Raw genomic sequence first — 20,911 nt, 5'->3', positions numbered from 1 at the left:
GGAACCGCCATGAGCACCGTGAAAAAGACGCCGGCTCCGCGCCGCCGCTTGCCCAAGCCCCCGCCCGTCCCGCCGCCCTGCGGCACCTGCGCCGGCACCGGCGAGACCACGACGACCGTGCTCGTCGGACGTAAGCACCGGGCGATCAACGCCACGCAGACCGGACTGTGCCCGGACTGCTTCGGCACCGGCACCACCTGACCCAGGAAGGAGACGACCTCGTGTTCCGCACCCTCCGCCTCGACGCCGTGCTCATCCAGGCCGTCATCGCCGGTGCCCTGTCCTTCGCCCACCTGCACGACCTGGCAGCCGCGGCCGGACAGGACGGCTGGAAGGCCTGGGCCTACCCGGTCAGCGTCGACCTGCTGCTGGTGGCCGCCTGGCGCCGGATGCGCAAAGACGGCGGCAACCGTGACGCCTGGCTCTGGTTCGCCATCGCCCTGATCGCATCCCTCGGCGCCAACGTCGCCACCGCCGGACTCCTCGACATGAACGACGTCCCCGACTGGCTGCGCATCCTCGTCGCCGGATGGCCCGCCCTCGCCTTCCTCGGCGGCACCCTCCTCGCCCACGCACCCGCCCCGACCCCCGCACCCCTGCCGGAACCCGAACCCGTCGAAGAACCCGAAGTCGCTTCGGAACTCACCGTGGAGCGCGTCCCCAACCCGGCGCCCGAGCTGCCGTCGGCCGAACCCGCTCCCGCCGGGACAGCGCCCCAGCCCGATCTCGTTCCCGCGCCGCCCGCCGTATCGGTGCCGCCCGCCCTGATGGCTCACGCCCAGAAGATCGCGGACGCCCATCGGGCTCAGACCGGCCAGCCGATCGACGCGGAAACCCTCCGCGCCCGCCACGGCATGCCCCCGGCCCTCGCGGACTCCATCGCCCTCCAACTCGCCTGACAAGAAAGGAGGCAGGCCCATGCGTCCGAACCGCTTCCACAACGTGACCCGGTTCGGCCCGGTGCAGGTCGGTACCCACCGCGACGGCCGGGGCCGCACCAAGCACACCGCCGTGTGCACCGCCCCGCGCTGCGAGTTCTCCGCGGACTACAACACCCGCGCCGCCGCCGAACTCGCCGCCAGCACCCACCGCTGCAACCCCCGCTGACCTTCAAGGAGACCCGCGCCATGGACGTTCCGCTCTCGCTCGCCCTGATCGTCGTCGGCGGCCTCGGCATCAAGCTCATCCGCCCGCCCTGGTGGCTCGTCGCCGTACTCCTCCTCGGCGGCTACCTCCTCGCCGACAGCCTCTTCGCCCCGCTCATCGACCAGATCGCCAAGTAGGGAGACCCGTCATGCTCCAGCCCCGCATCCCGGTCAACCCGCTCCCGACCGGCCACACCATCCCGATCCACAAGCCCGCCCCCGCGGCCGACATCGAGCCGACCCAGACCGCCGTCCCGGCGCCGGTCGCCACGCCCCGGACCACGGTTCAGCTCACCCCCGGCAGCGCGCTCGCCCTCGCCGCCGGCGGTGGCGCCGTCGTCCTGGTCGTTGGCGCCGTCCTGGTCTCGATGCTCCTCGCGGTCGCCATCACCGGGGTTTCCGTCGCCCTGATCGCCGTCGTCCTGCGCCTGGTCGTCCGCGACATGCAGAAGGGCCGGTGACCTCCATGGACACGCAGACGATCGCGGCGGCTGGCTTACCGGCTCTGGGCTGGGCCCTCCACGGCGGACTGCTCTGGCACCGCCTGGCCACCGCCCGCCGCGACCCGCTGACCGGCCTGCACACCCGCGCCGGATGGACCGCCCGCGCCGAACGCCTCATCGCCAAACACCCCACCGCGCTCGTCCTCCTGGTGGACCTGGACGACTTCAAGGCCGTCAACGACACCCACGGCCACGCCGCCGGGGACGCGGTACTCACCGCCACCGCACAGCGGTTGAACGACTGGTGCGGACGCCACGGCATCGCCGCCCGCCTCGGCGGAGACGAGTTCGCCGCCATCACCACCCTCGGTACCGCCGACCTCTTCGGCCTCCGCCTCGCCCTCGACGAACCGGTCACCCACGGCAGTCACGTCCTGCCGGTCTCGGCATCGGTCGGCCACTGCTACCCCGACCAACTGCCGGTCCCCACCCTCACCGACGCCCTCTCGGCCGCCGACGCCTCGATGTATGCGGCCAAGGGCCACGGCAGGCGCAACAACACACGCTGAGCGGCCCCCGGGACGGCCTCGGTCGCCAAACTTCCGCCGCCCCGGGCGCCTGAACACCCTCCAGATCCAACGGACCCGAAAGGGAGTACTCATCATGTCCCAGACCCCGGCCCAGCGCGTCTGCTCCCACTGCGACGGCTTCCCCGTCGTCCACATCACCACCGGAAACGTCACCCCCGAGGGACAGCGCCGCACCCTCGCCGCCACCTGCCCCCTCTGCCAGGGCACCGGCACCCGCACCGCCCCGGCCACCCTCGTCCGCGCCGGGAAGTGACCGCCTTGACCGACACCGCCACCGCGGCGGGCCTGGACCCGGCCACCCTGAGCGACCTGCTCCGGCTGGCCGGGTCCCCCGGCTTCGACCGCCTCACCGAACAAATCCGCCGCACCCAGGGCTGCACCGCCCCCATCCGCCTCACCGGCGGCACCAAAACCCTCGACCCCGCCACCAAGACCGTCCTGCACGCCTACAACACCGACGCCGAACCCGGCGGCGTCCTGCGCGTCGCCTGCGGCAACCGCCGCGCCTCCCGCTGCCCCTCCTGCGCCTGGACCTACGCCGGAGACACCTACCACCTCATCCGCGCCGGACTCATCGGCAACCCCGACAAGGGCACGCCGGAGACGATCCGGGATCACCCTCGCGTCTTCGCCACCCTCACGGCCCCGTCCTTCGGCCCGGTCCACAACCGGCCCGGCACCCGCCCCTGCCGTTGCGGGAAGCAGCACCAGGAGGACGCGCCCGAACTCGGAACCCCGCTCGACCCGTCCTCGTACGACTACGCGGGCGCGGTGCTGTGGAACAACCACGCCTCCGAGCTGTGGCGCTACTTCACGATCTACCTCCGCCGCGAGATCGCCGCCCGCGCCGGCCTCACCCAGAAAGCCGCCCGCGAACAGTCCCGGGTGTCCTTCGGCAAGGTCGCTGAGTACCAGAAGCGTGGAGCCGTCCACTTCCACGCCGTCATCCGCTTCGACGGCCCCCAAGGTCCCGTCACCCCGCCCCCGCGCTGGGCCACCCTCGACCTCCTCACCGACGCCATCCGCGCCGCCGCCGCCCGCGTCCGCGTCGTCGTCCCGGCCAACGAGGAGTACGGCTTCGTCAACGACTGGGTCCTCCAGTGGGGCACCCAGCTCGACGTTCAGCCCATCGGCGCCTTCGGTAACGGCGAGGAACTGACGGAACAGGCGGTCGCGGCCTACGTCGCCAAGTACGCCACCAAAGCCGCCGAGACGACCGGCTCCGTCGACCACCCTGTCGGCAACAAGGAGGCCCTGATCCTCCTCGACGTCCCGGACCACCCGCGGCGCTTGATGGAAGCCTGCATGGACCTCGATGCCGCCTACCCGGACCGGCGCCTGCGGGCCTGGGCTCACATGCTGGGCTTCCGCGGCCACTTCTCCACCAAATCCCGCCGCTACTCCACCACCCTCGGCGCCTTACGCCAGGTCCGCGCCGACTACCGCGCCGCCCAGCAACGCGCCGCCCTCGGCCTGCCCGACCCCGGCGACCACCCGGAAGCCACCGTTCTCGTCGTCGCCCACTGGTCCTACGCCGGCCACGGCGCGACACCGGGAGAGTCCTGGCTCGCTGCCAACATCCGCCGCGACATCCAGCACAGCCGCGAACACGCACGGGAACTGCGCGCCGAACTCGACCTGGAAGGAGAGCGGGCATGAGAGACGAGCTTATGACCACTCGTCAGATTCTGACCGAGCTGAACGGAGTTTCGCGGCGCACCTTCTATCGCTGGCGTGAGTTGGGGCAGGGGCCGGCTGCGTTCAAGCTTCCCAACGGAGAGCTTCGAGTGTGGCGGAGCGACTTCGACACCTGGCTCCGCGGATTGGAGACGGCCGCGTGAAGTCCCTCGATGTGAAGGTCTGGAGCGTCCGTAAGCGCGACACCAAGACGCCGTCGTACGGTGTCCGCTGGTCCGTGGCGGGCAACGTCTTCTCGGAGTCGTTCCGCACCAAAGCGCTCGCCGATCACTACCGCACGAAGCTCATGCGAGCGATGCGGGACGGCGAAGAGTTCGATACGGAATCCGGCCTCCCTGACTCGATGGAGGAGAAGAAGTCGGCCGTATCGTGGTACGACTTCGCCCTCACGTACCTCGCGATGAAGTGGCCCCATGCCGCTCCCAATACGCGAGACGGCATCAATGAATCGCTGACCAGCGTCACGGTTGAACTCCTTGGTGATCGCCCCGGGCGTCCGACCGACGAGTCGATCCGTAGAGCCCTACGGAACTGGGCCTTCGTGATTCCGGGGCCCGCAGAGCGAGAAGTGCCGGACGATGTGGAGAATGTCCTTCACTGGGTGTCCAAGGCATCTCGGCCACTCGCTGATCTTGCTGAGCCGGCAACGGCTCGTGCGGTGCTCGACTCTCTGAAACTGAAGCTCGACGGGACCGCGGCCGCTGCGGAAACCGTGCGGCGCAAGCGTCGGACCCTCGTCAACGCAGCGAACTATGCGTTGGACCTGGGGGAACTGCGGGAGAACCCGATCACGGCCGTCCGCTGGCAGAAGCCGAAGGTCTCCAACCAGGTCGACCCTCGCGTCGTCGCCAACCCGGAGCAGGCTCGCAACCTGCTGACGGCCGTTTCCTACATCGGTGGGTACCGGCGTGCTCGCGGTCGTCGCCTCGTCGGCTTCTTCGCGACGATGTACTTCGGTGGCCTTCGCCCGGCAGAAGCCGTCGGCCTGGTCGAGACGGACCTCACCCTCCCCGAGCAAGGCTGGGGCTCGGCACTCCTTCATCGGACTCGACCGACAGCCGGCAAGCAGTGGACTGATTCGGGGGAGACCCACGACGACCGCGGGCTGAAGAACCGGCCGACCGAGGACGTTCGGCGTGTGCCCATCCCGCCCCACCTGGTTGCCGTTCTCCGTGAGCACCTGAACACCTTCGGCACAGCGGACGACGGGCGCCTGTTCTTCAGCGAGAAGGGCTCGGTGGTTCCGTCCTCGACCTACTACCGCGTCTGGCAGGAGGCCCGGCTTCTCGCGCTTCCGCCGGCCGTTGCTGCCTCGCCGCTAGCGAGTCGGCCATACGATCTTCGGCACTCGGCGCTGTCGACCTGGCTCAACGCGGGTGTCGACCCGACTGAGGTGGCGGAGCGCGCCGGCAACAGCGTCGAGGTCCTGCTGACCCGCTACGCGAAGTGCCTCGACGGGCGCCAGGACGTCGCCAACCGGCGCATCGAGGACCTACTCCGCGAATACGAGTGAGCCGTCCGTCCCAGCACTGAGGCCCCAGGCGTGTCGTCTGGGGCCTTCCTCGTTTTGAGCCCTACTCGCGGTGGTGCTTCCTCACTTGCGCGGGCAGTTTCGCTTGTCATGCCCGCGGTAGTCACACACACTGCACTTCCCAGCGTTGGGAGAGACGTCGCACGACCGTCTGTCGTGCCCTCCCTCGCCGCACCAAGAGCAAGTGCGGGTCCCGCTCGCGCTCATTCTTGTCCTCCGTGTTGTCCGTCGCTGACCACCGTCGCGAGGGAGTCTAACGTTGCGAACCTTGTCAGTTCGGCACTTTGTCAGACGAACAACCATATGAGGCAGGCGAGTTAGCCGCTGCGCGAGTGTCCGCCCACCAGCCGCTTCAGTCCAACCCAAGATCCTCCCCTCGCGAGAGCGATCTTTTCGCGGCACGCCGGCGTTACCCGTATCGACGGCATCCACGGCCTGCCCGCCCGCCGGGGTTGCATGGCACTGCTAGGCCGTCACCGTCGCCTGTGCTCACCTGCGGCGATGCTGCAAGATCCCGTCCACGCCTCGTCCACAGACCTCGACATACGGCGGCTCAGCGCTGCACACGCCTGCACATACAACAAGACCCCGCGTCCAGCGTTTCCGCTGATCACGGGGTCTGTTTGGCACTTCTTGCGAAGTGCCCCCGGCAGGATTCGAACCTGCGCACACGGCTCCGGAGGCCGTTGCTCTATCCCCTGAGCTACGGGGGCGTTCGTCGCTGTGGTTGTGGCGACGGGTAGAACCCTACCAGCTTGGGGGGTGTGCCTGTGAACAGGGATTTCGGGGGTGTCATGGGGGGTGGGGTCCCTCGCACGGGTCAGAAGTGGGTAAAACCCGGACGCAGCTGGTGGGGGGGTCCTACTCTCGTGTGTGTGTCAGGCGTGTCCGGTCGGGTGCTCGTTGTCGATGACAACAAGGTGATCCGGCAGTTGATCAGGGTCAATCTCGAACTCGAGGGGTTCGAGGTCGTGACCGCGGCCGATGGTGCCGAATGTCTGGATGTCGTGCATCGGGTTTGTCCTGATGTCGTCACCCTGGACGTCGTCATGCCTCGTTTGGACGGGATCAAGACCGCGGAGCGGTTGCGGGCGGATCCGCGGACCAGTCATCTGCCTGTGGCGATCATCAGTGCGTGCGGGGAGCACGAGGTGGCCGGCGGGCCGGTTTCCGGTGTCGATGCCTTTCTCGCGAAGCCCTTCGAGCCATCCGAGCTCGTGCGCGTGGTGCGTCAGTTGATGCATCGCGAGCGACGGGAGCGGAGGGAGGCGAACGGGCAGGACGGGGGAGAGGAGCCGGCCGCAGCCGACGCACGACGGCAAGACTCGGTCGGTGTCCCGGACGGAGTGAATGTCCGGCAGGACCCCGGCGGTGGGCGGGAAGCCACTCACGTACGGCAGGACCCCGGCGGTGGGCGGGAAGCCACACACGGGCGGCAGGACTCCTGTGGTGGGCGTGAAGGTGCACGCGCACGGCAGGACTCCGGTGGGAGGCAGGACGCTGCCGGACTGATGGACAAGTTCGGGCGGTAGGGCTGGCCGGGGTGGGGTGAGTGAGGGTGACGCCCCGGGAGCCCGCGCCCCTACGTGGGTGACGCAGCCCGTTCCTCCCCCCCCGAGGTGGGCGCCACGCCCCCCGAGGTGGGCGCCATGCCCCCCGAGGTGGGGAGGGGAAGAGTGCTGGTCGTGGGTGTGGGTGACCGGATGGCGAAACCGGTTCGCGTGGGGACCCCCCTTCTCCCCTAGGCTTGGAGCGTGACCCCCGCGGACCTGTCCCTGACCGTGCTGCACGCCGTGCGGCGTGCGGTCGATGAGGGTGCGCTGCGGGTCGAGGTGCCGTCGCGGGTGAAGGTCGAGAGGGCGAGGCCTGGGGGTGCCGGGGAGTACGCGAGCAACATCGCGTTGACGCTGGCGCGGCCGGCCGGCCGGAGTGGGCTCGAGGTCGCCGGGATCATCGAGGAACGGCTGCGGGATGTGCCGGGGCTCGCGGGTGTGGAGATCACCGGGCCCGGGTTTTTGAACTTCACTCTTCGGGGCGATGTGGGGCGCGGGCTCGTCCGCGCGATCGTCGGTGCGGGGAGTGCGTACGGACATGGCACCGCCCTCGCGGGGACCCGTGTGCGCTTCGCCGAGGTGAGCGAGGCGCGGGCCGCGGTCGTCGTCGAGACCGTCGTGCGGCTGTTGAGCAGCCAGGGGGCGGAAGCCGCGTACGGCGGCGGCGACGAGCGGATGTACGTGCGTCCCGGGGTGTACGCGGTCGACGAGTTCGGGGTCGACGCCGCGCGGTGGTCGCTGCTGCGGGCCGCACCGCAGGACCGGCCCCTGGAGGGCGCGCCGCTGCTCGTCCAGCATGAGCGCAACGGTCTGTTCCGGGTGCGGTACGCGTACTCGCGCGTGCGGAGGCTCCTGGTCAACGGCGAGCAGCTCGGTGTCACCCCCGCGTACGAAGACGACATGCCCGGCGAGACGTCCGGCGGCACCACCCCCGTGCCGTCCGGCGGCACCACCCCCGTGCCGTCCGGCGGCACCACCCCCGTGCCGTCCGGCGGCACCACCCCCGCGCCGTCCGGCGGCACCACCCCCGCCCCGCCCCCCGAAGCCCGCGAGCTGGTTTCCGCGCTTGCCGACTACCCGCTCGTGTTGCTTGCCGCGGCGCGGCTCAGGGCTCCTGACCGGGTGGCGCGGCACCTGGAAGTGGTGGCGGACGGGTTGCTGGGGTTTCAGTACTCGGTGCTGCCGCTCGGAGGGGAGAAACCCTCGGCCGCCCATCGTTCCCGGCTGGCGGTTGCCGAAGCCGCCGGGGCGGTGCTTGCCGGTGGCCTGTCCGTGCTCGGCATCAGCGCACCCGATCGGATCTGAAAGAGCAGACATGAGCCGTTCCGCCCACCCCGCAGGACCCCGTCACGCCGATGTCCTTCCCGAGGGGCACTACTCCGCGCCGCCCGCCGACCTGAACGTCCTCGACCCGAAGGTGTGGTCGCGGACGGTCGCGAGGGACGAGCGGGGGGTGGCGACCGTCGGCGGGATCGGTGTCGACGCGCTTGCCGAGGAGTTCGGCACGCCCGCGTACTTCCTCGACGAGACCGACTTCCGGGCGCGGTGCCGGGCGTGGGCGGAGGCGTTCGGCAAGGACGCGGACGTGTTCTACGCGGGCAAGGCGTTCCTGTCCCGGGCCATCGTGCGGTGGCTGAAGGAGGAAGGGCTGAACCTGGACGTGTGTTCCGGTGGTGAGCTGACGACGGCGCTGTCCGCCGGGATGCCCGCCGAGCGCATCGCGTTCCACGGGAACAACAAGAGCGAGGAGGAGATCCGTACGGCCGTGGAGGTCGGGGTCGGGCGGATCGTGCTCGACTCGTTCCAGGAGATCGTGCGGGTCGCCCACGTCGCGCAGTCGCTGGGGAAGCGGCAGCGGGTGCAGATCCGGGTGACGGTCGGTGTGGAGGCGCACACGCACGAGTTCATCGCGACCGCGCACGAGGACCAGAAGTTCGGCATCGCGCTGGCCGGCGGGCAGGCGGCGGAGGCGGTGCGGCGGGCGCTGAAGCTGGACGGCCTCGAGCTGATCGGGATCCACTCGCACATCGGCTCGCAGATCTTCGACATGGCCGGCTTCGAGGTGTCCGCCCGCCGTGTGGTGCGGCTGCTGGCCGAGGTGCGGGACGAGCACGGGGTGGAGCTGCCGGAGATCGACCTCGGCGGCGGCCTGGGCATCGCGTACACCTCCGACGACGACCCGCGCGAGCCGCACGAGATCGCGAAGGCGCTGAACGAGATCGTGGCGAGGGAGTGCGAGGCCGCCGGGCTCGCGACGCCCCGGATCTCGGTGGAGCCGGGCCGCGCGATCGTCGGGCCGACGGCCTTCACGCTCTACCGGGTGGGCACGATCAAGCCGCTCGAAGGGCTGCGGACGTACGTGAGCGTCGACGGCGGCATGTCGGACAACATCCGGACCGCGCTGTACGACGCCGAGTACAGCGTCAGTCTCGTGTCGCGGACCAGTGAGGCCGAGCCGATGCTGGCCCGTGTGGTGGGCAAGCACTGCGAGAGCGGCGACATCGTGGTGCGGGACGCGTTCCTGCCCTCGGACGTGGCGCCCGGCGATCTGATCGCGGTGCCGGCCACGGGGGCGTACTGCCGGTCGATGGCCAGCAACTACAACCACGCGCTCCGGCCGCCCGTCGTCGCGGTCCGCGACGGTGAGGCGCGGGTGATCGTCAGGCGTGAGACGGAGGAAGATCTCCTGCGCCTTGACGTGGGCTGACGAAATAGTCGCGTGGTGAAATAGTCGAGTGATGAAATCGATGTCTCAGGATCCGGACGAGGGGCGGAAACCCCCGTCCGGTGAGTGAGACTGGTTCCCACCGTAGAGATACGCAACAGAAGTACGAGAAACGAGGTCGGATGATGCGTACGCGTCCGCTGAAGGTGGCGCTGCTGGGCTGTGGAGTGGTCGGCTCAGAGGTGGCGCGCATCATGACGACGCACGCCGACGACCTCGCCGCGCGCATCGGCGCCCCGGTCGAGCTCGCCGGCGTGGCGGTCCGCCGCCCGGACAAGGTCCGCGAGGGCATCCCCGCGGAGCTGATCACCACCGACGCCACCGCCCTGGTCAAACGCGGCGACATCGACGTCATCATCGAGGTCATCGGCGGCGTCGAGCCGGCCCGCACCCTCATCACCACCGCCTTCGAGCACGGCGCGTCCGTCGTCTCGGCGAACAAGGCGCTGCTCGCCCAGGACGGTGCCGCGCTGTACGCCGCCGCCGAGAAGAACGGCCAGGACCTCTACTACGAGGCCGCCGTCGCGGGTGCGATCCCGCTGATCAGGCCGCTGCGCGAGTCCCTCGCCGGCGACAAGATCAACCGGGTCATGGGCATCGTCAACGGCACGACGAACTTCATCCTCGACAAGATGGACACGTCGGGTGCCGGTTACTCCGAGGCGCTCGACGAGGCCACCGCCCTCGGGTACGCGGAGGCCGACCCGACCGCGGACGTCGAGGGCTTCGACGCCGCCGCCAAGGCCGCCATCCTCGCCGGGATCGCGTTCCACACGCGCGTGCGCCTCGACGACGTCTACCGCGAGGGCATGACCGAGGTCACCGCCGCCGACTTCGCGTCCGCCAAGCAGATGGGCTGCACCATCAAGCTGCTCGCGATCTGCGAGCGGGCCGCGGACGGCGGGTCCGTCACCGCGCGCGTGCACCCCGCGATGATCCCGCTCAGCCACCCGCTGGCCTCCGTCCGCGAGGCGTACAACGCGGTCTTCGTCGAGGCCGACGCCGCCGGGCAGCTCATGTTCTACGGCCCCGGCGCCGGCGGCGCTCCGACCGCGTCGGCCGTCCTCGGCGACCTCGTCGCCGTGTGCCGCAACAAGCTCAACGAGGCCAACGGCCCCGGCGAGTCCGCGTACACCCAGCTGCCCGTGAGCTCCATGGGCGAGGTCGTCACGCGGTACCACATCAGCCTCGACGTGGCCGACAAGCCGGGCGTCCTCGCCCAGGTCGCGACGGTCTTCGCCGAGCACGGCGTATCCATCGATACGGTGCGCCAGCAGGGCAAGGACGGCGAGGCCTCCCTCGTCGTCGTCACCCACCGCGCGCCCGACGCCGCCCTCTCCGGGACCGTCGAGGCGCTGCGCAAGCTCGACACCGTGCGCGGTGTCGCCAGCATCATGCGTGTTGAAGGGGAGTAAGGACCCATGACCGACAAGGGCACCCACCAGTGGCGCGGCATCATCGAGGAGTACCGGGACCGCCTTCCGGTCACGGACACGACGCCGGTCGTCACGCTCCGTGAGGGCGGCACGCCGCTCGTCCCCGCTCAGGTTCTCTCCGAGCGCACGGGCTGCGAGGTGCACCTCAAGGTCGAGGGCGCCAACCCCACCGGCTCCTTCAAGGACCGGGGCATGACCATGGCCATCTCCAAGGCCAAGGAGGAGGGGGCGCAGGCCGTCATCTGCGCCTCCACCGGCAACACCTCGGCGTCGGCCGCGGCCTACGCGGTCCGCGCCGGCATGGTGTCGGCCGTCCTGGTGCCCCAGGGCAAGATCGCGCTCGGCAAGATGGGCCAGGCCCTCGTGCACGGCGCGAAGATCCTCCAGGTCGACGGCAACTTCGACGACTGCCTGACGCTGGCCCGCTCGCTCTCCGAGAACTACCCGGTGGCGCTGGTCAATTCGGTCAACCCGGTCCGCATCGAGGGCCAGAAGACCGCCGCGTTCGAGATCGTCGACATGCTCGGCGACGCCCCCGACATCCATGTGCTCCCCGTGGGCAACGCTGGCAACATCACGGCGTACTGGAAGGGGTACCGCGAGTACGCCGAGGACGGTCTCGCGACGCACCGGCCGCGCATGTGGGGCTTCCAGGCCTCCGGCTCCGCGCCGCTCGTGCGCGGCGAGGTCGTCAAGGACCCGTCGACGATCGCCACCGCGATCCGCATCGGCAACCCGGCCTCGTGGGACTACGCGATCGCCGCGCGCGACGAGTCGGGCGGCTTCATCGACGAGGTGACGGACCGTGAGATCCTGCAGGCCTACCGCCTGTTGGCCGCACAGGAGGGCGTCTTCGTCGAGCCCGCGTCGGCCGCGTCGGTCGCCGGTCTGCTGAAGGCCGCCGCGCAGGGCAAGGTCGACCCGGGGCAGCGGATCGTCTGCACCGTGACCGGAAACGGCCTGAAGGACCCCGACTGGGCCGTGGCCGGTGCGCCGCAGCCGGTCACCGTCCCGGTCGACGCCGCGGCTGCCGCCGAGCGCCTCGGTCTGGCCTGATCTCACCCCTCCGTAAGGGGAAAGCCCTGATCGACAGCCGATCAGGAACGTACATAGGCGCACAGGTTGGCTCGCGACACGCATCGTGCGCCTCCTGTGCGCCCTATGTCGCCACAGAACCTTCCTTCGATAGGCTGTACCCAACCCGCCCCGACGCATATGCGCGGTGTCGTTGCCGTTGTCGCCTCCGTGGCCGAAACGGCCCCCGGGTCTCCGGGTGCGTCGCCTTCCGCACTCGTTGTGTGAAGCCCCACCCGCTGTTCGAAATGTCTGTTGCCGCAATCAAGGAGAGTCAACGAGCGATGGCCGGTCCAGCGTTCCGCGCCGCCGCCGTACGGGTGCGCGTCCCCGCCACCAGCGCCAACCTCGGCCCGGGCTTCGACGCCTTCGGCCTGTCGCTGGGCCTCTACGACGACGTCGTCGTCCGGGTCGCCGACTCCGGACTGCACATCGACATCGCCGGCGAGGGTGCCGACACGCTCCCGCGCGACGAGCGGCACCTGCTCGTACGCTCCCTGCGCACCGCCTTCGACCTGCTGGGCGGGCAGCCCCGCGGCCTCGAGGTCGTCTGCGCCAACCGCATCCCGCACGGCCGCGGCCTCGGCTCCTCCTCCGCCGCCATTTGCGCCGGCATCGTCGCCGCCCGCGCCGTGACCATAGGCGGGGACGCCAAGCTCGACGAGGCCGCCCTCCTCGAACTCGCCACCGAGATCGAGGGGCACCCCGACAATGTCGCCGCCTGTCTGCTCGGCGGATTCACGCTCGCCTGGACCGAGTCCGGCGCCGCGCGGGCGATCAGGATGGATCCCTCGGATTCCATCGTTCCGGTGGTTTTCGTCCCCGGGAAGCCCGTGCTCACCGAGACCGCCCGCGGACTGCTGCCGCGCACCGTCCCGCACGTGGACGCCGCGTCCAACGCCGGGCGCGCCGCCCTCCTCGTCGAGGCCCTGACCCGCCGCCCCGAGCTGCTGCTCTCGGCCACCGAGGACCGGCTGCACCAGGAGTACCGGGCCCCCGCGATGCCGGAGAGCATCGCCCTTGTGAACCGGCTGCGCGCGGACGGCGTCCCCGCGGTCATCTCCGGCGCGGGCCCCACGGTGCTCGCGCTGGCCGAACACGGGACGGCCGACAAGGTCGCCCTACTGGCGGGCGAGGGCTGGGCCGCGAACCGGCTCGACCTCGACGCGTCCGGAGCCGTCGTACTGCCGCTGGCGCCCTAGGGCGCAGCGGCGGGGGGCGCCGGGCAGCGTCCCCCGTGGTGCTCCGGACACGAGATTGCCGGTGAGGGAGAGGGGGAATGTTTGTTGGAGCCGGTAGTGTTAACCTCAAGTCTGCACCCGACCTCTTTGTGGAGCGGTGCGGAGAGTCCCCATCAGGGACCACCATTCTTCCGGGAGCCTCCTCAACTGCCTGAGCAGCCTGCCTGAGCAGTTTTGAGCACGCTCCGGAACCGGCACGACACCCCTCGCTCTTCTGCGTGAGGGCCGAGCAGGGGGCGCTCGGGCCGGACCCACAGCACGTTTTCTCCCTTCCGCCGTACCCGGCGGGACCACCGCCCCGGACACGGTCCACCAACACAGGACCGCTGCCGGACAGCACAACCGGTCGCCGAGCCAGATGGCCGACGTCCGCTCCAGGGAAGGACCCTTCGTGAGCGACACCACCGATCTGATGGGCGTGACTGCCGACAACAATGTCGACACCGCCGCGCCCGCCGCAGGTGCTGCCTCCGGCGGCACCGCACGGCGCCGCCGCTCCGGCACCGGCCTCGACGGCATGGTCCTGGCCGAGCTGCAGCAGGTCGCGTCGGGCCTCGGCATCAGGGGCACCGCGCGGATGCGCAAGAGCCAGCTGATCGAGGTCATCAAGGAGGCGCAGGCCGGGGGATCCCAGGCCGCCGCCCCGGCCAAGGCCGCCGAAGCGGCCGACACCAAGCCGAAGCGCCGCGCCACCTCCAAGGCCCGTACGGGCGACACCGCCACCGAGGCCGCCGCGCCCAAGGCGGAGCAGGCCGAGAAGGCCGTCGCCCAGCAGCAGATCGACATCCCGGGCCAGCCCGCCTCCGATGACCAGCCGACCGGTGAGCGCCGTCGTCGTCGTGCCACCGCCCCCGCCGGTTCGCCGGAGGGCGAGGCCAAGGCCGAGGCCGCCCAGGTCGTCAAGACCGAGACCCGTACCGAGGCCAAGGCCGACGCGCAGGCCGAGGCCGCCGTCGACGGCGCCGAGGGCCGCGGCCGTCGTGACCGTGGGGAGCGCGGCGAGCGTGCGGAGCGCGGCGAGCGCCGCGACCGCCGCGACCGTCAGCGCGACCGCGCCAAGGGCGACGAGCAGCAGGGCGGTGGCCAGGGCGGTCAGCGCCAGCGCCAGGGCGGCCAGGGCCAGGGTCAGGGCCAGCAGGTCCAGAGCCAGGGTCAGCAGGGCGGCCAGCAGGCCGGTCCGCAGGACGACTACGACGACGGCGAGGGCGGTCGCCGCGGGCGTCGCGGGCGCTACCGCGACCGTCGTGGCCGTCGTGGCCGTGACGACTTCCAGGCCGGCGAGCCGCAGGTCGCCGACGACGACGTCCTGATCCCCGTCGCGGGCATCCTCGACATCCTCGACAACTACGCGTTCATCCGGACCTCGGGCTACCTGCCCGGTCCGAACGACGTGTACGTCTCCCTCGCCCAGGTCCGCAAGAACGGCCTGCGCAAGGGCGACCACGTCACCGGTGCGGTGCGTCAGCCGAAGGAGGGCGAGCGCCGCGAGAAGTTCAACGCGCTGGTCCGCCTGGACTCCGCGAACGGCATGGCGGCGGACTCCGGCCGAGGCCGCCCGGAGTTCAACAAGCTGACCCCGCTCTACCCGCAGGACCGGCTCCGTCTGGAGACCGACCCGGGCGTGCTGACCACGCGGATCATCGACCTCGTGTCGCCGATCGGCAAGGGCCAGCGCGGTCTGATCGTGGCCCCGCCGAAGACCGGCAAGACCATGATCATGCAGGCCATCGCCAACGCGATCACGCACAACAACCCCGAGTGCCACCTGATGGTCGTCCTGGTCGACGAGCGTCCGGAAGAGGTCACCGACATGCAGCGGTCGGTCAAGGGCGAGGTCATCTCCTCGACCTTCGACCGTCCGGCCGAGGACCACACCACCGTCGCCGAGCTGGCCATCGAGCGCGCCAAGCGCCTCGTGGAGCTGGGTCACGACGTGGTCGTCCTGCTCGACTCGATCACCCGCCTGGGCCGCGCGTACAACCTCGCGGCGCCCGCCTCCGGCCGCATCCTGTCCGGTGGTGTCGACTCGACCGCGCTCTACCCGCCGAAGCGCTTCTTCGGTGCCGCGCGCAACATCGAGGACGGCGGCTCGCTGACCATCCTGGCCACCGCGCTGGTCGACACCGGCTCGCGGATGGACGAGGTGATCTTCGAGGAGTTCAAGGGCACCGGCAACATGGAGCTCAAGCTCGACCGGAAGCTCGCCGACAAGCGCATCTTCCCGGCGGTGGACGTCGACGCGTCCGGCACCCGCAAGGAAGAGATCCTGCTCGGCGCCGACGAGCTCGCCGTCACCTGGAAGCTGCGTCGGGTGCTGCACGCGCTCGACCAGCAGCAGGCGATCGAGCTGCTGCTGGACAAGATGAAGCAGACGAAGTCGAACGGCGAGTTCCTGCTCCAGATCCAGAAGACGACGCCGGGATCGAGCAACAACGACTGACGCGAGAGCTGCGTCACACGACGACAGCCGGGCCCCGCGCTCGTAACCCCGTCGTGACCTGCGTAAACCACCGCGCCCACCGTGCCCCGCACGGTGGGCGCGGTGCGTCGCCCATCGAAACCTCACAGGGAGCCGTGCAACCCTTTCGGGTGCCTCGCCGTCACAGAAGGTGAACCGAGGGCCCGAGGGGTGACGATGTCCGAGCAGAACGCCGGCGGCGGCAAACGCGGCGGCAGCGGCCGGCGCCGCAAGGCGCCCGCCAAGCGCCGCAAGGCGCCGATCCTGATATCCGGGGCCGCCGCGGTCCTCGTGCTCGGCGGCGCCGCACTCGGCTACGCGTACCTGAAGCTCGACGGCAACATCCAGGGCGTCGACATCAACGCCCAGCTGGGCACCGCCCGCCCCGAGAACGTCGACAACGGCTCCATGGACATCCTCGTCCTCGGCTCCGACTCCCGTTCCGGCGACAATGGCGCCTACGGCAAGGACGAGGGCGGCGCCCGCTCCGACACCGCGATGGTCGTCCACGTCTACGAGGGCCACAAGAAGGCGAGCGTGGTCTCCATACCCCGCGACACCCTCATCGACCGGCCGTCGTGCACCGACGGCCGGGGCGGCACCGCCGGCGGCGAGAAGCGGGCCATGTTCAACACCGCGTACGAGGTCGGCGGCCCCGCCTGTGCCGTGAAGACCGTCGAGGCGATGTCCGGCATCCGCATGGACCACTACATCGAGGTCGACTTCACCGGCTTCAAGAAGCTCATCGACGAGCTCGGCGGCGTGGAGATCACCACCACGCAGGCCATCAAGGACTCCAAGAGCCACCTCGACCTGGCCCCCGGCACCCACACCCTCGACGGCGAGCAGTCCCTCGGCCTCGTCCGCACCCGCAAGAGCGTCGGCGACGGCAGCGACCTCGGCCGCATCCAGCTCCAGCAGGCCTTCATGAAGGCCTTCATCGAGCAGGTCAAGGACGTCGGCGTCCTCACCAACCCGAAGAAGCTCCTCGACCTCGCCGACGCGGCCACCAAGGCCGTCACCCCGGACTCCGAACTCGACTCCGTCCAGGAGCTGATGGGGTTCGCCAAGGGCCTCTCCGGCATCGGTGCCCGGAACGTCCACATGATCACCCTGCCGGTCGAGTACGACCCCCGGGACCCCAACCGGGTGGTCCCGTTGGAGGCCGCCTCCCGGCAGGTCTGGACGGCGCTCAAGGGCGACCTGCCGATCCCCGCGGCGGCGACGAAGGACGCCGCCACCGGCGAGGCCGACGGCGTCGTGAAGTAGCCCGGGAATACCTTCGGCCCGACCCCCGTTTTGGGAGATGCGGCCGGTCCTGGCAGACTGGTACGTCGGTCCCGGTTCACGCTTGCCGCAACCCGCGGCGGCGACCCGGAGCCCTCCCGAAACTAGGAGACACCTTGAAGCGCGAGATCCACCCCGAGTACGTCGAGACCCAGGTCAGCTGCACCTGTGGCGCGTCGTTCACCACCCGTAGCACCCTGACCGACGGCACCATCCGTGCCGAGGTCTGCTCCGAGTGCCACCCGTTCTACACGGGCAAGCAGAAGATCCTCGACACCGGCGGCCGCGTCGCCCGCTTCGAGGCCCGCTTCGGCAAGGCCGCCGGCTCCGCCAAGTAGCGAGCCCCTGCGCCGGTCCACGGTCGCCCCGCGCGGGTGGCCGGGACCGGCGCTTTGCCGTCCCGTAGAACTGACGAAAACCAGGAGCCCCCGATGTTCGAGGCGGTCGAGGAACTGGTCGGCGAGCACGCCGACCTGGAGACGAAGCTCGCGGACCCCTCGGTCCACGCCGACCAGGCGAACGCGCGCAAGCTGAACAAGCGCTACGCCGAGCTGACCCCGATCGTCGGCACCTTCCGGGCCTGGAAGCGGACCGGTGAGGACATCGAGACCGCTCGTGAGTTCGCCCACGACGACCCCGACTTCGCCGCCGAGGTCAAGCAGCTGGAGAAGGACCGGGAGGAGCTCACGGAGAAGCTCCGCCTGCTCCTGGTCCCGCGCGACCCGAGCGACGACAAGGACGTCATCCTGGAGATCAAGGCGGGCGCCGGCGGCGACGAGTCCGCGCTCTTCGCCGGCGACCTGCTCCGCATGTACCTCCGGTACGCCGAGCGCGTCGGCTGGAAGACCGAGATCATCGACGCCACCGAGTCCGAGCTGGGCGGCTACAAGGACGTCCAGGTCGCCGTGAAGACCAAGGGCGGCAACGGCGCCACCGAGCCCGGCCAGGGCGTCTGGGCCCGCCTCAAGTACGAGGGCGGGGTGCACCGCGTGCAGCGCGTGCCCGCGACCGAGTCCGCCGGCCGCATCCACACCTCCGCCGCCGGTGTGCTCGTCACGCCCGAGGCCGAGGAGGTCGAGGTCGAGGTGCACGCCAACGACCTGCGCATCGACGTCTACCGCTCGTCCGGCCCCGGCGGCCAGTCGGTCAACACCACCGACTCCGCGGTCCGCATCACGCACCTGCCGACCGGCATCGTCGCCTCCTGCCAGAACGAGAAGAGCCAGCTCCAGAACAAGGAGCAGGCCATGCGCATCCTGCGCTCGCGGCTGCTCGCCGCGGCCCAGGAGGAGGCAGAGTCGAAGGCCGCGGACGCCCGCCGCAGCCAGGTCCGCACGGTCGACCGGTCCGAGAAGATCCGTACGTACAACTTCCCGGAGAACCGCATCTCGGACCACCGGGTCGGTTTCAAGGCGTACAACCTGGACCAGGTGCTCGACGGCGACCTGGACGCCATGATCCAGGCCTGTGTCGACGCCGACTCCGCCGCCAAGCTCGCCGCGGCCTAAGTTCCGTAAGCCCCACCCCGCACCACGGAGGACCAGCGTGAACCTGCTGCTTGCCGAGGTGGCCCAGGCCACCCAGCGGCTGGCCGACGCCGGCGTTCCCTCACCGCGTTTCGACGCCGAGGAGCTCGCCGCGTTCGTGCACGGCGTCAAGCGGGGGGAGCTGCACAACGTCAAGGACGCGGACTTCGACGCCCGCTACTGGGAAACCGTCGCCCGCCGCGAGGCGCGCGAACCGCTCCAGCACATCACCGGCCGGGCGTTCTTCCGCTACCTGGAGCTCCAGGTCGGCCCCGGCGTCTTCGTGCCCCGCCCCGAGACCGAGTCGGTCGTCGGCTGGGCCATAGACGCCGTCCGCGCCATGGACGTCGTCGAACCGCTGATCGTCGACCTGTGCACCGGCTCCGGCGCCATCGCCCTCGCCATGGCCCAGGAGGTCCCGCGCTCGCGCGTGCACGCCGTCGAGCTGTCCGACGACGCCCTCGTCTGGACCCGCAAGAACGCCCAGGACTCCCGCGTCACCGTCCACCAGGGCGACGCGCTCAGCGCGCTCCCCGAGCTGGACGGCCAGGTCGACCTGGTCATCTCCAACCCGCCGTACATCCCGCTCACCGAGTGGGAGTACGTCGCACCCGAGGCCCGCGACCACGACCCGGAGATGGCCCTCTTCTCCGGCGAGGACGGCCTCGACACCATCCGCGGCATCGAGCGCACCGCCCACCGCCTGCTGCGGCCCGGCGGCCTCGTCGTCATCGAGCACGCGGACACCCAGGGCGGGCAGGTGCCGTGGATCTTCAACGAAGAGGCCGGCTGGGCCGACGCCGCCGACCACCCGGACCTGAACAACCGGCCGCGCTTCGCGACCGCCCGCAAGGCAATGCCATGACCAAGCACCACGCGTACGAGGAGGCCGGGAACTGATGGCACGGCGATACGACTGCAACGAGGCGACCGACCGCGTGACCGGTCTGCGCGAAGCCGCGTCCGCCGTCCGCCGGGGCGAGCTGGTCGTGCTGCCCACCGACACCGTGTACGGGATCGGGGCGGACGCCTTCAGCAGCGAGGCCGTGGCGGACCTGCTCGCCGCCAAGGGCCGGGGCCGCAACATGCCCACGCCCGTGCTCATCGGCTCCCCGAACACCCTCCACGGCCTGGTCACCGACTTCTCCGAGCAGGCCTGGGAGCTCGTCGACGCCTTCTGGCCCGGCGCGCTCACCCTCGTCGCCCGGCACCAGCCGTCCCTCCAGTGGGACCTCGGCGACACCCGCGGGACCGTCGCGATCCGGATGCCGCTGCACCCGGTCGCCATCGAGCTGCTCACCGAGGTCGGCCCCATGGCCGTGTCCTCGGCCAACCTCACGGGACACCCGTCCCCGGAGGACTGCGACGCGGCCCAGCAGATGCTCGGCGACTCCGTCTCCGTGTACCTCGACGGCGGCCCGACCCCCGGCATCATCCCCTCGTCCATCGTCGACGTCACGGGCAAGGTGCCGGTGCTGCTGCGCGAGGGCGCGCTGTCCCCGGAGGAGCTCCGGAAGGTCGTACCCGACCTCGAGGTGGCCAGTTGACCGCCCCTGAGGGGCGTGGCATAGCGGGGTTCGACGACAGCAGCACCTTCCGCATCCTCCACGTCAGCACCGGCAACGTCTGCCGCTCGCCCATCACCGAGCGGCTGACCCGGCATGCCCTGTGCGACCGGCTCGGCGACCCCCTGGGCGGCGGCCTGATCGTGGAGAGCGCCGGCACCTGGGGCCACGAGGGCGCCCCCATGGAGGCCAACGCCGAACTGGTCCTCGCCGACTTCGGCGCCGACTACAGCGGCTTCGTGGGCCGCGAGCTCCTCGACGAGCACGTCATCCGCGCCGACCTCGTCCTCACCGCGACCCGCGACCACCGGGCCCAGGTCATCTCCATGGGCCATTCGGCGGGCCTGCGCACCTTCACCCTGAAGGAGTTCACCCGCCTGGTCCGGGCGATCGACCCCGCCACCCTGCCCGACCCCCGCGACGAGGGCATGGTCGAGCGCGCCCGTGCCCTGGTCCGCGCCGCCGCGGCTCTACGCGGGTGGCTCCTCGCCCCCTCCGTCGACGCCGACGAGGTCAACGACCCCTACGGCGCCCCCATCACCTTCTTCCGCTCCATCGGCGACGAGATCAACCAGGCCCTCGACCCCGTCGTCACCGCCCTGACGGGCGTCTCCGCCCGGCGCTGACGGGCGGGGCGGC

Annotated in this window: 23 protein-coding genes and 1 tRNA gene; 23 read left to right on the top strand and 1 reads right to left on the bottom strand. The window is 70.6% G+C overall.

The features are described from left to right. The first annotated feature begins 9 nt into the window (after window positions 1–9). The 10 genes from MRBLMG1_RS07755 to MRBLMG1_RS07710 all read left to right on the top strand — a co-directional run bounded on the left by MRBLMG1_RS07755 (window position 10) and on the right by MRBLMG1_RS07710 (window position 5,389). Window positions 10–201 carry a hypothetical protein gene (locus MRBLMG1_RS07755; protein ID WP_367822067.1) on the top strand — a complete coding sequence of 64 codons (192 nt, stop codon included), beginning with the start codon at window positions 10–12 and terminating at the stop codon, window positions 199–201. A 20-nt stretch (window positions 202–221) separates the two neighbouring features. Continuing rightward, window positions 222–899 (top strand): DUF2637 domain-containing protein, encoded by a 678-nt coding sequence (locus tag MRBLMG1_RS07750; protein WP_367822065.1) that lies wholly within the window; start codon window positions 222–224, stop codon window positions 897–899. Window positions 900–918: 19 nt separating this feature from the next. Further along, window positions 919–1,107, top strand: coding sequence for a mobile element transfer protein (locus tag MRBLMG1_RS07745; protein ID WP_367822063.1), 189 nt, complete (start codon window positions 919–921; stop codon window positions 1,105–1,107). 20 nt (window positions 1,108–1,127) lie between these two features. Then, window positions 1,128–1,283 carry a hypothetical protein gene (locus MRBLMG1_RS07740; protein ID WP_367822061.1) on the top strand — a complete coding sequence of 52 codons (156 nt, stop codon included), beginning with the start codon at window positions 1,128–1,130 and terminating at the stop codon, window positions 1,281–1,283. A gap of 11 nt (window positions 1,284–1,294) precedes the next feature. After that, the gene (locus MRBLMG1_RS07735; protein ID WP_367822059.1) at window positions 1,295–1,606 is read left to right on the top strand and encodes a SpdD-like protein; all 312 of its coding nucleotides are present in this window, start codon (window positions 1,295–1,297) and stop codon (window positions 1,604–1,606) included. Window positions 1,607–1,611: 5 nt separating this feature from the next. Beyond that, window positions 1,612–2,157: a GGDEF domain-containing protein gene (locus MRBLMG1_RS07730; protein WP_367822057.1), complete on the top strand. Its 546-nt coding sequence runs from the start codon at window positions 1,612–1,614 to the stop codon at window positions 2,155–2,157. A gap of 94 nt (window positions 2,158–2,251) precedes the next feature. Further along, the gene (locus tag MRBLMG1_RS07725) at window positions 2,252–2,431 is read left to right on the top strand and encodes a hypothetical protein (protein ID WP_367822055.1); all 180 of its coding nucleotides are present in this window, start codon (window positions 2,252–2,254) and stop codon (window positions 2,429–2,431) included. Between the two features lie 5 nt (window positions 2,432–2,436). Continuing rightward, window positions 2,437–3,837 carry a replication initiator protein RepSA gene (gene repSA, locus MRBLMG1_RS07720; protein ID WP_367822053.1) on the top strand — a complete coding sequence of 467 codons (1,401 nt, stop codon included), beginning with the start codon at window positions 2,437–2,439 and terminating at the stop codon, window positions 3,835–3,837. Continuing rightward, window positions 3,834–4,019: a helix-turn-helix transcriptional regulator gene (locus MRBLMG1_RS07715; RefSeq protein ID WP_367822051.1), complete on the top strand. Its 186-nt coding sequence runs from the start codon at window positions 3,834–3,836 to the stop codon at window positions 4,017–4,019. Before repSA ends, MRBLMG1_RS07715 begins: the two co-directional genes overlap by 4 nt. Next, complete coding sequence (locus MRBLMG1_RS07710; RefSeq protein ID WP_367822049.1) at window positions 4,016–5,389, top strand: tyrosine-type recombinase/integrase; 1,374 nt, start codon at window positions 4,016–4,018, stop codon at window positions 5,387–5,389. Before MRBLMG1_RS07715 ends, MRBLMG1_RS07710 begins: the two co-directional genes overlap by 4 nt. Window positions 5,390–6,048: 659 nt before the next feature. On the opposite strand, the gene MRBLMG1_RS07705 is transcribed toward MRBLMG1_RS07710, so the two are convergent. Beyond that, a tRNA-Arg gene (locus MRBLMG1_RS07705) sits at window positions 6,049–6,120 on the bottom strand. A 162-nt stretch (window positions 6,121–6,282) separates the two neighbouring features. Here MRBLMG1_RS07705 and MRBLMG1_RS37290 point away from each other — a divergent pair. The 13 genes from MRBLMG1_RS37290 to MRBLMG1_RS07640 all read left to right on the top strand — a co-directional run bounded on the left by MRBLMG1_RS37290 (window position 6,283) and on the right by MRBLMG1_RS07640 (window position 20,898). Further along, window positions 6,283–6,939, top strand: coding sequence for a response regulator (locus MRBLMG1_RS37290; protein ID WP_414721508.1), 657 nt, complete (start codon window positions 6,283–6,285; stop codon window positions 6,937–6,939). Between the two features lie 222 nt (window positions 6,940–7,161). After that, window positions 7,162–8,265 (top strand): ArgS-related anticodon-binding protein NrtL, encoded by a 1,104-nt coding sequence (gene nrtL, locus MRBLMG1_RS07695; RefSeq protein ID WP_367822047.1) that lies wholly within the window; start codon window positions 7,162–7,164, stop codon window positions 8,263–8,265. A gap of 10 nt (window positions 8,266–8,275) precedes the next feature. Then, entirely contained in the window at window positions 8,276–9,667 is a 1,392-nt protein-coding gene (lysA, locus tag MRBLMG1_RS07690; protein WP_367822045.1) for a diaminopimelate decarboxylase, read from the top strand. Window positions 9,668–9,807: 140 nt separating this feature from the next. After that, on the top strand, window positions 9,808–11,100 hold the full coding sequence (locus MRBLMG1_RS07685) for a homoserine dehydrogenase (protein ID WP_367822043.1): 1,293 nt from the start codon (window positions 9,808–9,810) through the stop codon (window positions 11,098–11,100). 6 nt (window positions 11,101–11,106) lie between these two features. Then, a complete protein-coding gene (gene thrC, locus MRBLMG1_RS07680; RefSeq protein WP_367822041.1) occupies window positions 11,107–12,177 on the top strand; it encodes a threonine synthase in 1,071 nt (356 codons plus the stop codon). Window positions 12,178–12,479: 302 nt separating this feature from the next. Further along, window positions 12,480–13,397, top strand: coding sequence for a homoserine kinase (gene thrB, locus MRBLMG1_RS07675; protein WP_367822039.1), 918 nt, complete (start codon window positions 12,480–12,482; stop codon window positions 13,395–13,397). Between the two features lie 430 nt (window positions 13,398–13,827). Next, window positions 13,828–15,876 carry a transcription termination factor Rho gene (rho, locus tag MRBLMG1_RS07670; RefSeq protein ID WP_367822037.1) on the top strand — a complete coding sequence of 683 codons (2,049 nt, stop codon included), beginning with the start codon at window positions 13,828–13,830 and terminating at the stop codon, window positions 15,874–15,876. Window positions 15,877–16,071: 195 nt separating this feature from the next. Continuing rightward, window positions 16,072–17,163, top strand: coding sequence for an LCP family protein (locus MRBLMG1_RS07665; RefSeq protein WP_367822035.1), 1,092 nt, complete (start codon window positions 16,072–16,074; stop codon window positions 17,161–17,163). Between the two features lie 134 nt (window positions 17,164–17,297). Beyond that, window positions 17,298–17,519, top strand: a complete 222-nt coding sequence (gene rpmE / locus MRBLMG1_RS07660; RefSeq protein ID WP_367822033.1) for a 50S ribosomal protein L31 — start codon at window positions 17,298–17,300, stop codon at window positions 17,517–17,519. 93 nt (window positions 17,520–17,612) lie between these two features. Further along, the gene (gene prfA / locus MRBLMG1_RS07655) at window positions 17,613–18,689 is read left to right on the top strand and encodes a peptide chain release factor 1 (protein ID WP_367822031.1); all 1,077 of its coding nucleotides are present in this window, start codon (window positions 17,613–17,615) and stop codon (window positions 18,687–18,689) included. A gap of 37 nt (window positions 18,690–18,726) precedes the next feature. Further along, a complete protein-coding gene (gene prmC / locus MRBLMG1_RS07650) occupies window positions 18,727–19,572 on the top strand; it encodes a peptide chain release factor N(5)-glutamine methyltransferase (RefSeq protein ID WP_367822029.1) in 846 nt (281 codons plus the stop codon). A gap of 34 nt (window positions 19,573–19,606) precedes the next feature. Beyond that, a complete protein-coding gene (locus MRBLMG1_RS07645) occupies window positions 19,607–20,254 on the top strand; it encodes an L-threonylcarbamoyladenylate synthase (RefSeq protein ID WP_367822027.1) in 648 nt (215 codons plus the stop codon). Next, a complete protein-coding gene (locus MRBLMG1_RS07640; RefSeq protein ID WP_367822025.1) occupies window positions 20,251–20,898 on the top strand; it encodes a protein-tyrosine-phosphatase in 648 nt (215 codons plus the stop codon). The genes MRBLMG1_RS07645 and MRBLMG1_RS07640 overlap by 4 nt, the downstream gene beginning before the upstream one ends. Window positions 20,899–20,911 lie beyond the last annotated feature (13 nt).

It is taken from the genome of Streptomyces sp. LMG1-1-1.1 (genome assembly GCF_040815545.1).
In the GTDB taxonomy this organism is placed as follows: domain Bacteria; phylum Actinomycetota; class Actinomycetes; order Streptomycetales; family Streptomycetaceae; genus Streptomyces.
Note: the sequence above shows the minus strand (reverse complement) of the source record. Positions and strands in the feature narration are given on the sequence as shown.

Excerpts from the sequence above, each read along its gene's own strand:
- MRBLMG1_RS07755 (WP_367822067.1), top strand. The coding sequence starts at position 10 with ATGAGCACCGTGAAAAAGACGCCGGCTCCGCGCCGCCGCTTGCCCAAG.
- MRBLMG1_RS07745 (WP_367822063.1), top strand. The coding sequence starts at position 919 with ATGCGTCCGAACCGCTTCCACAACGTGACCCGGTTCGGCCCGGTGCAG.
- MRBLMG1_RS07740 (WP_367822061.1), top strand. The coding sequence starts at position 1,128 with ATGGACGTTCCGCTCTCGCTCGCCCTGATCGTCGTCGGCGGCCTCGGC.
- MRBLMG1_RS07735 (WP_367822059.1), top strand. The coding sequence starts at position 1,295 with ATGCTCCAGCCCCGCATCCCGGTCAACCCGCTCCCGACCGGCCACACC.
- MRBLMG1_RS07730 (WP_367822057.1), top strand. The coding sequence starts at position 1,612 with ATGGACACGCAGACGATCGCGGCGGCTGGCTTACCGGCTCTGGGCTGG.
- MRBLMG1_RS07725 (WP_367822055.1), top strand. The coding sequence starts at position 2,252 with ATGTCCCAGACCCCGGCCCAGCGCGTCTGCTCCCACTGCGACGGCTTC.
- MRBLMG1_RS07715 (WP_367822051.1), top strand. The coding sequence starts at position 3,834 with ATGAGAGACGAGCTTATGACCACTCGTCAGATTCTGACCGAGCTGAAC.
- lysA (WP_367822045.1), top strand. The coding sequence starts at position 8,276 with ATGAGCCGTTCCGCCCACCCCGCAGGACCCCGTCACGCCGATGTCCTT.
- MRBLMG1_RS07685 (WP_367822043.1), top strand. The coding sequence starts at position 9,808 with ATGATGCGTACGCGTCCGCTGAAGGTGGCGCTGCTGGGCTGTGGAGTG.
- thrC (WP_367822041.1), top strand. The coding sequence starts at position 11,107 with ATGACCGACAAGGGCACCCACCAGTGGCGCGGCATCATCGAGGAGTAC.
- thrB (WP_367822039.1), top strand. The coding sequence starts at position 12,480 with ATGGCCGGTCCAGCGTTCCGCGCCGCCGCCGTACGGGTGCGCGTCCCC.
- MRBLMG1_RS07665 (WP_367822035.1), top strand. The coding sequence starts at position 16,072 with ATGTCCGAGCAGAACGCCGGCGGCGGCAAACGCGGCGGCAGCGGCCGG.
- prfA (WP_367822031.1), top strand. The coding sequence starts at position 17,613 with ATGTTCGAGGCGGTCGAGGAACTGGTCGGCGAGCACGCCGACCTGGAG.
- MRBLMG1_RS07645 (WP_367822027.1), top strand. The coding sequence starts at position 19,607 with ATGGCACGGCGATACGACTGCAACGAGGCGACCGACCGCGTGACCGGT.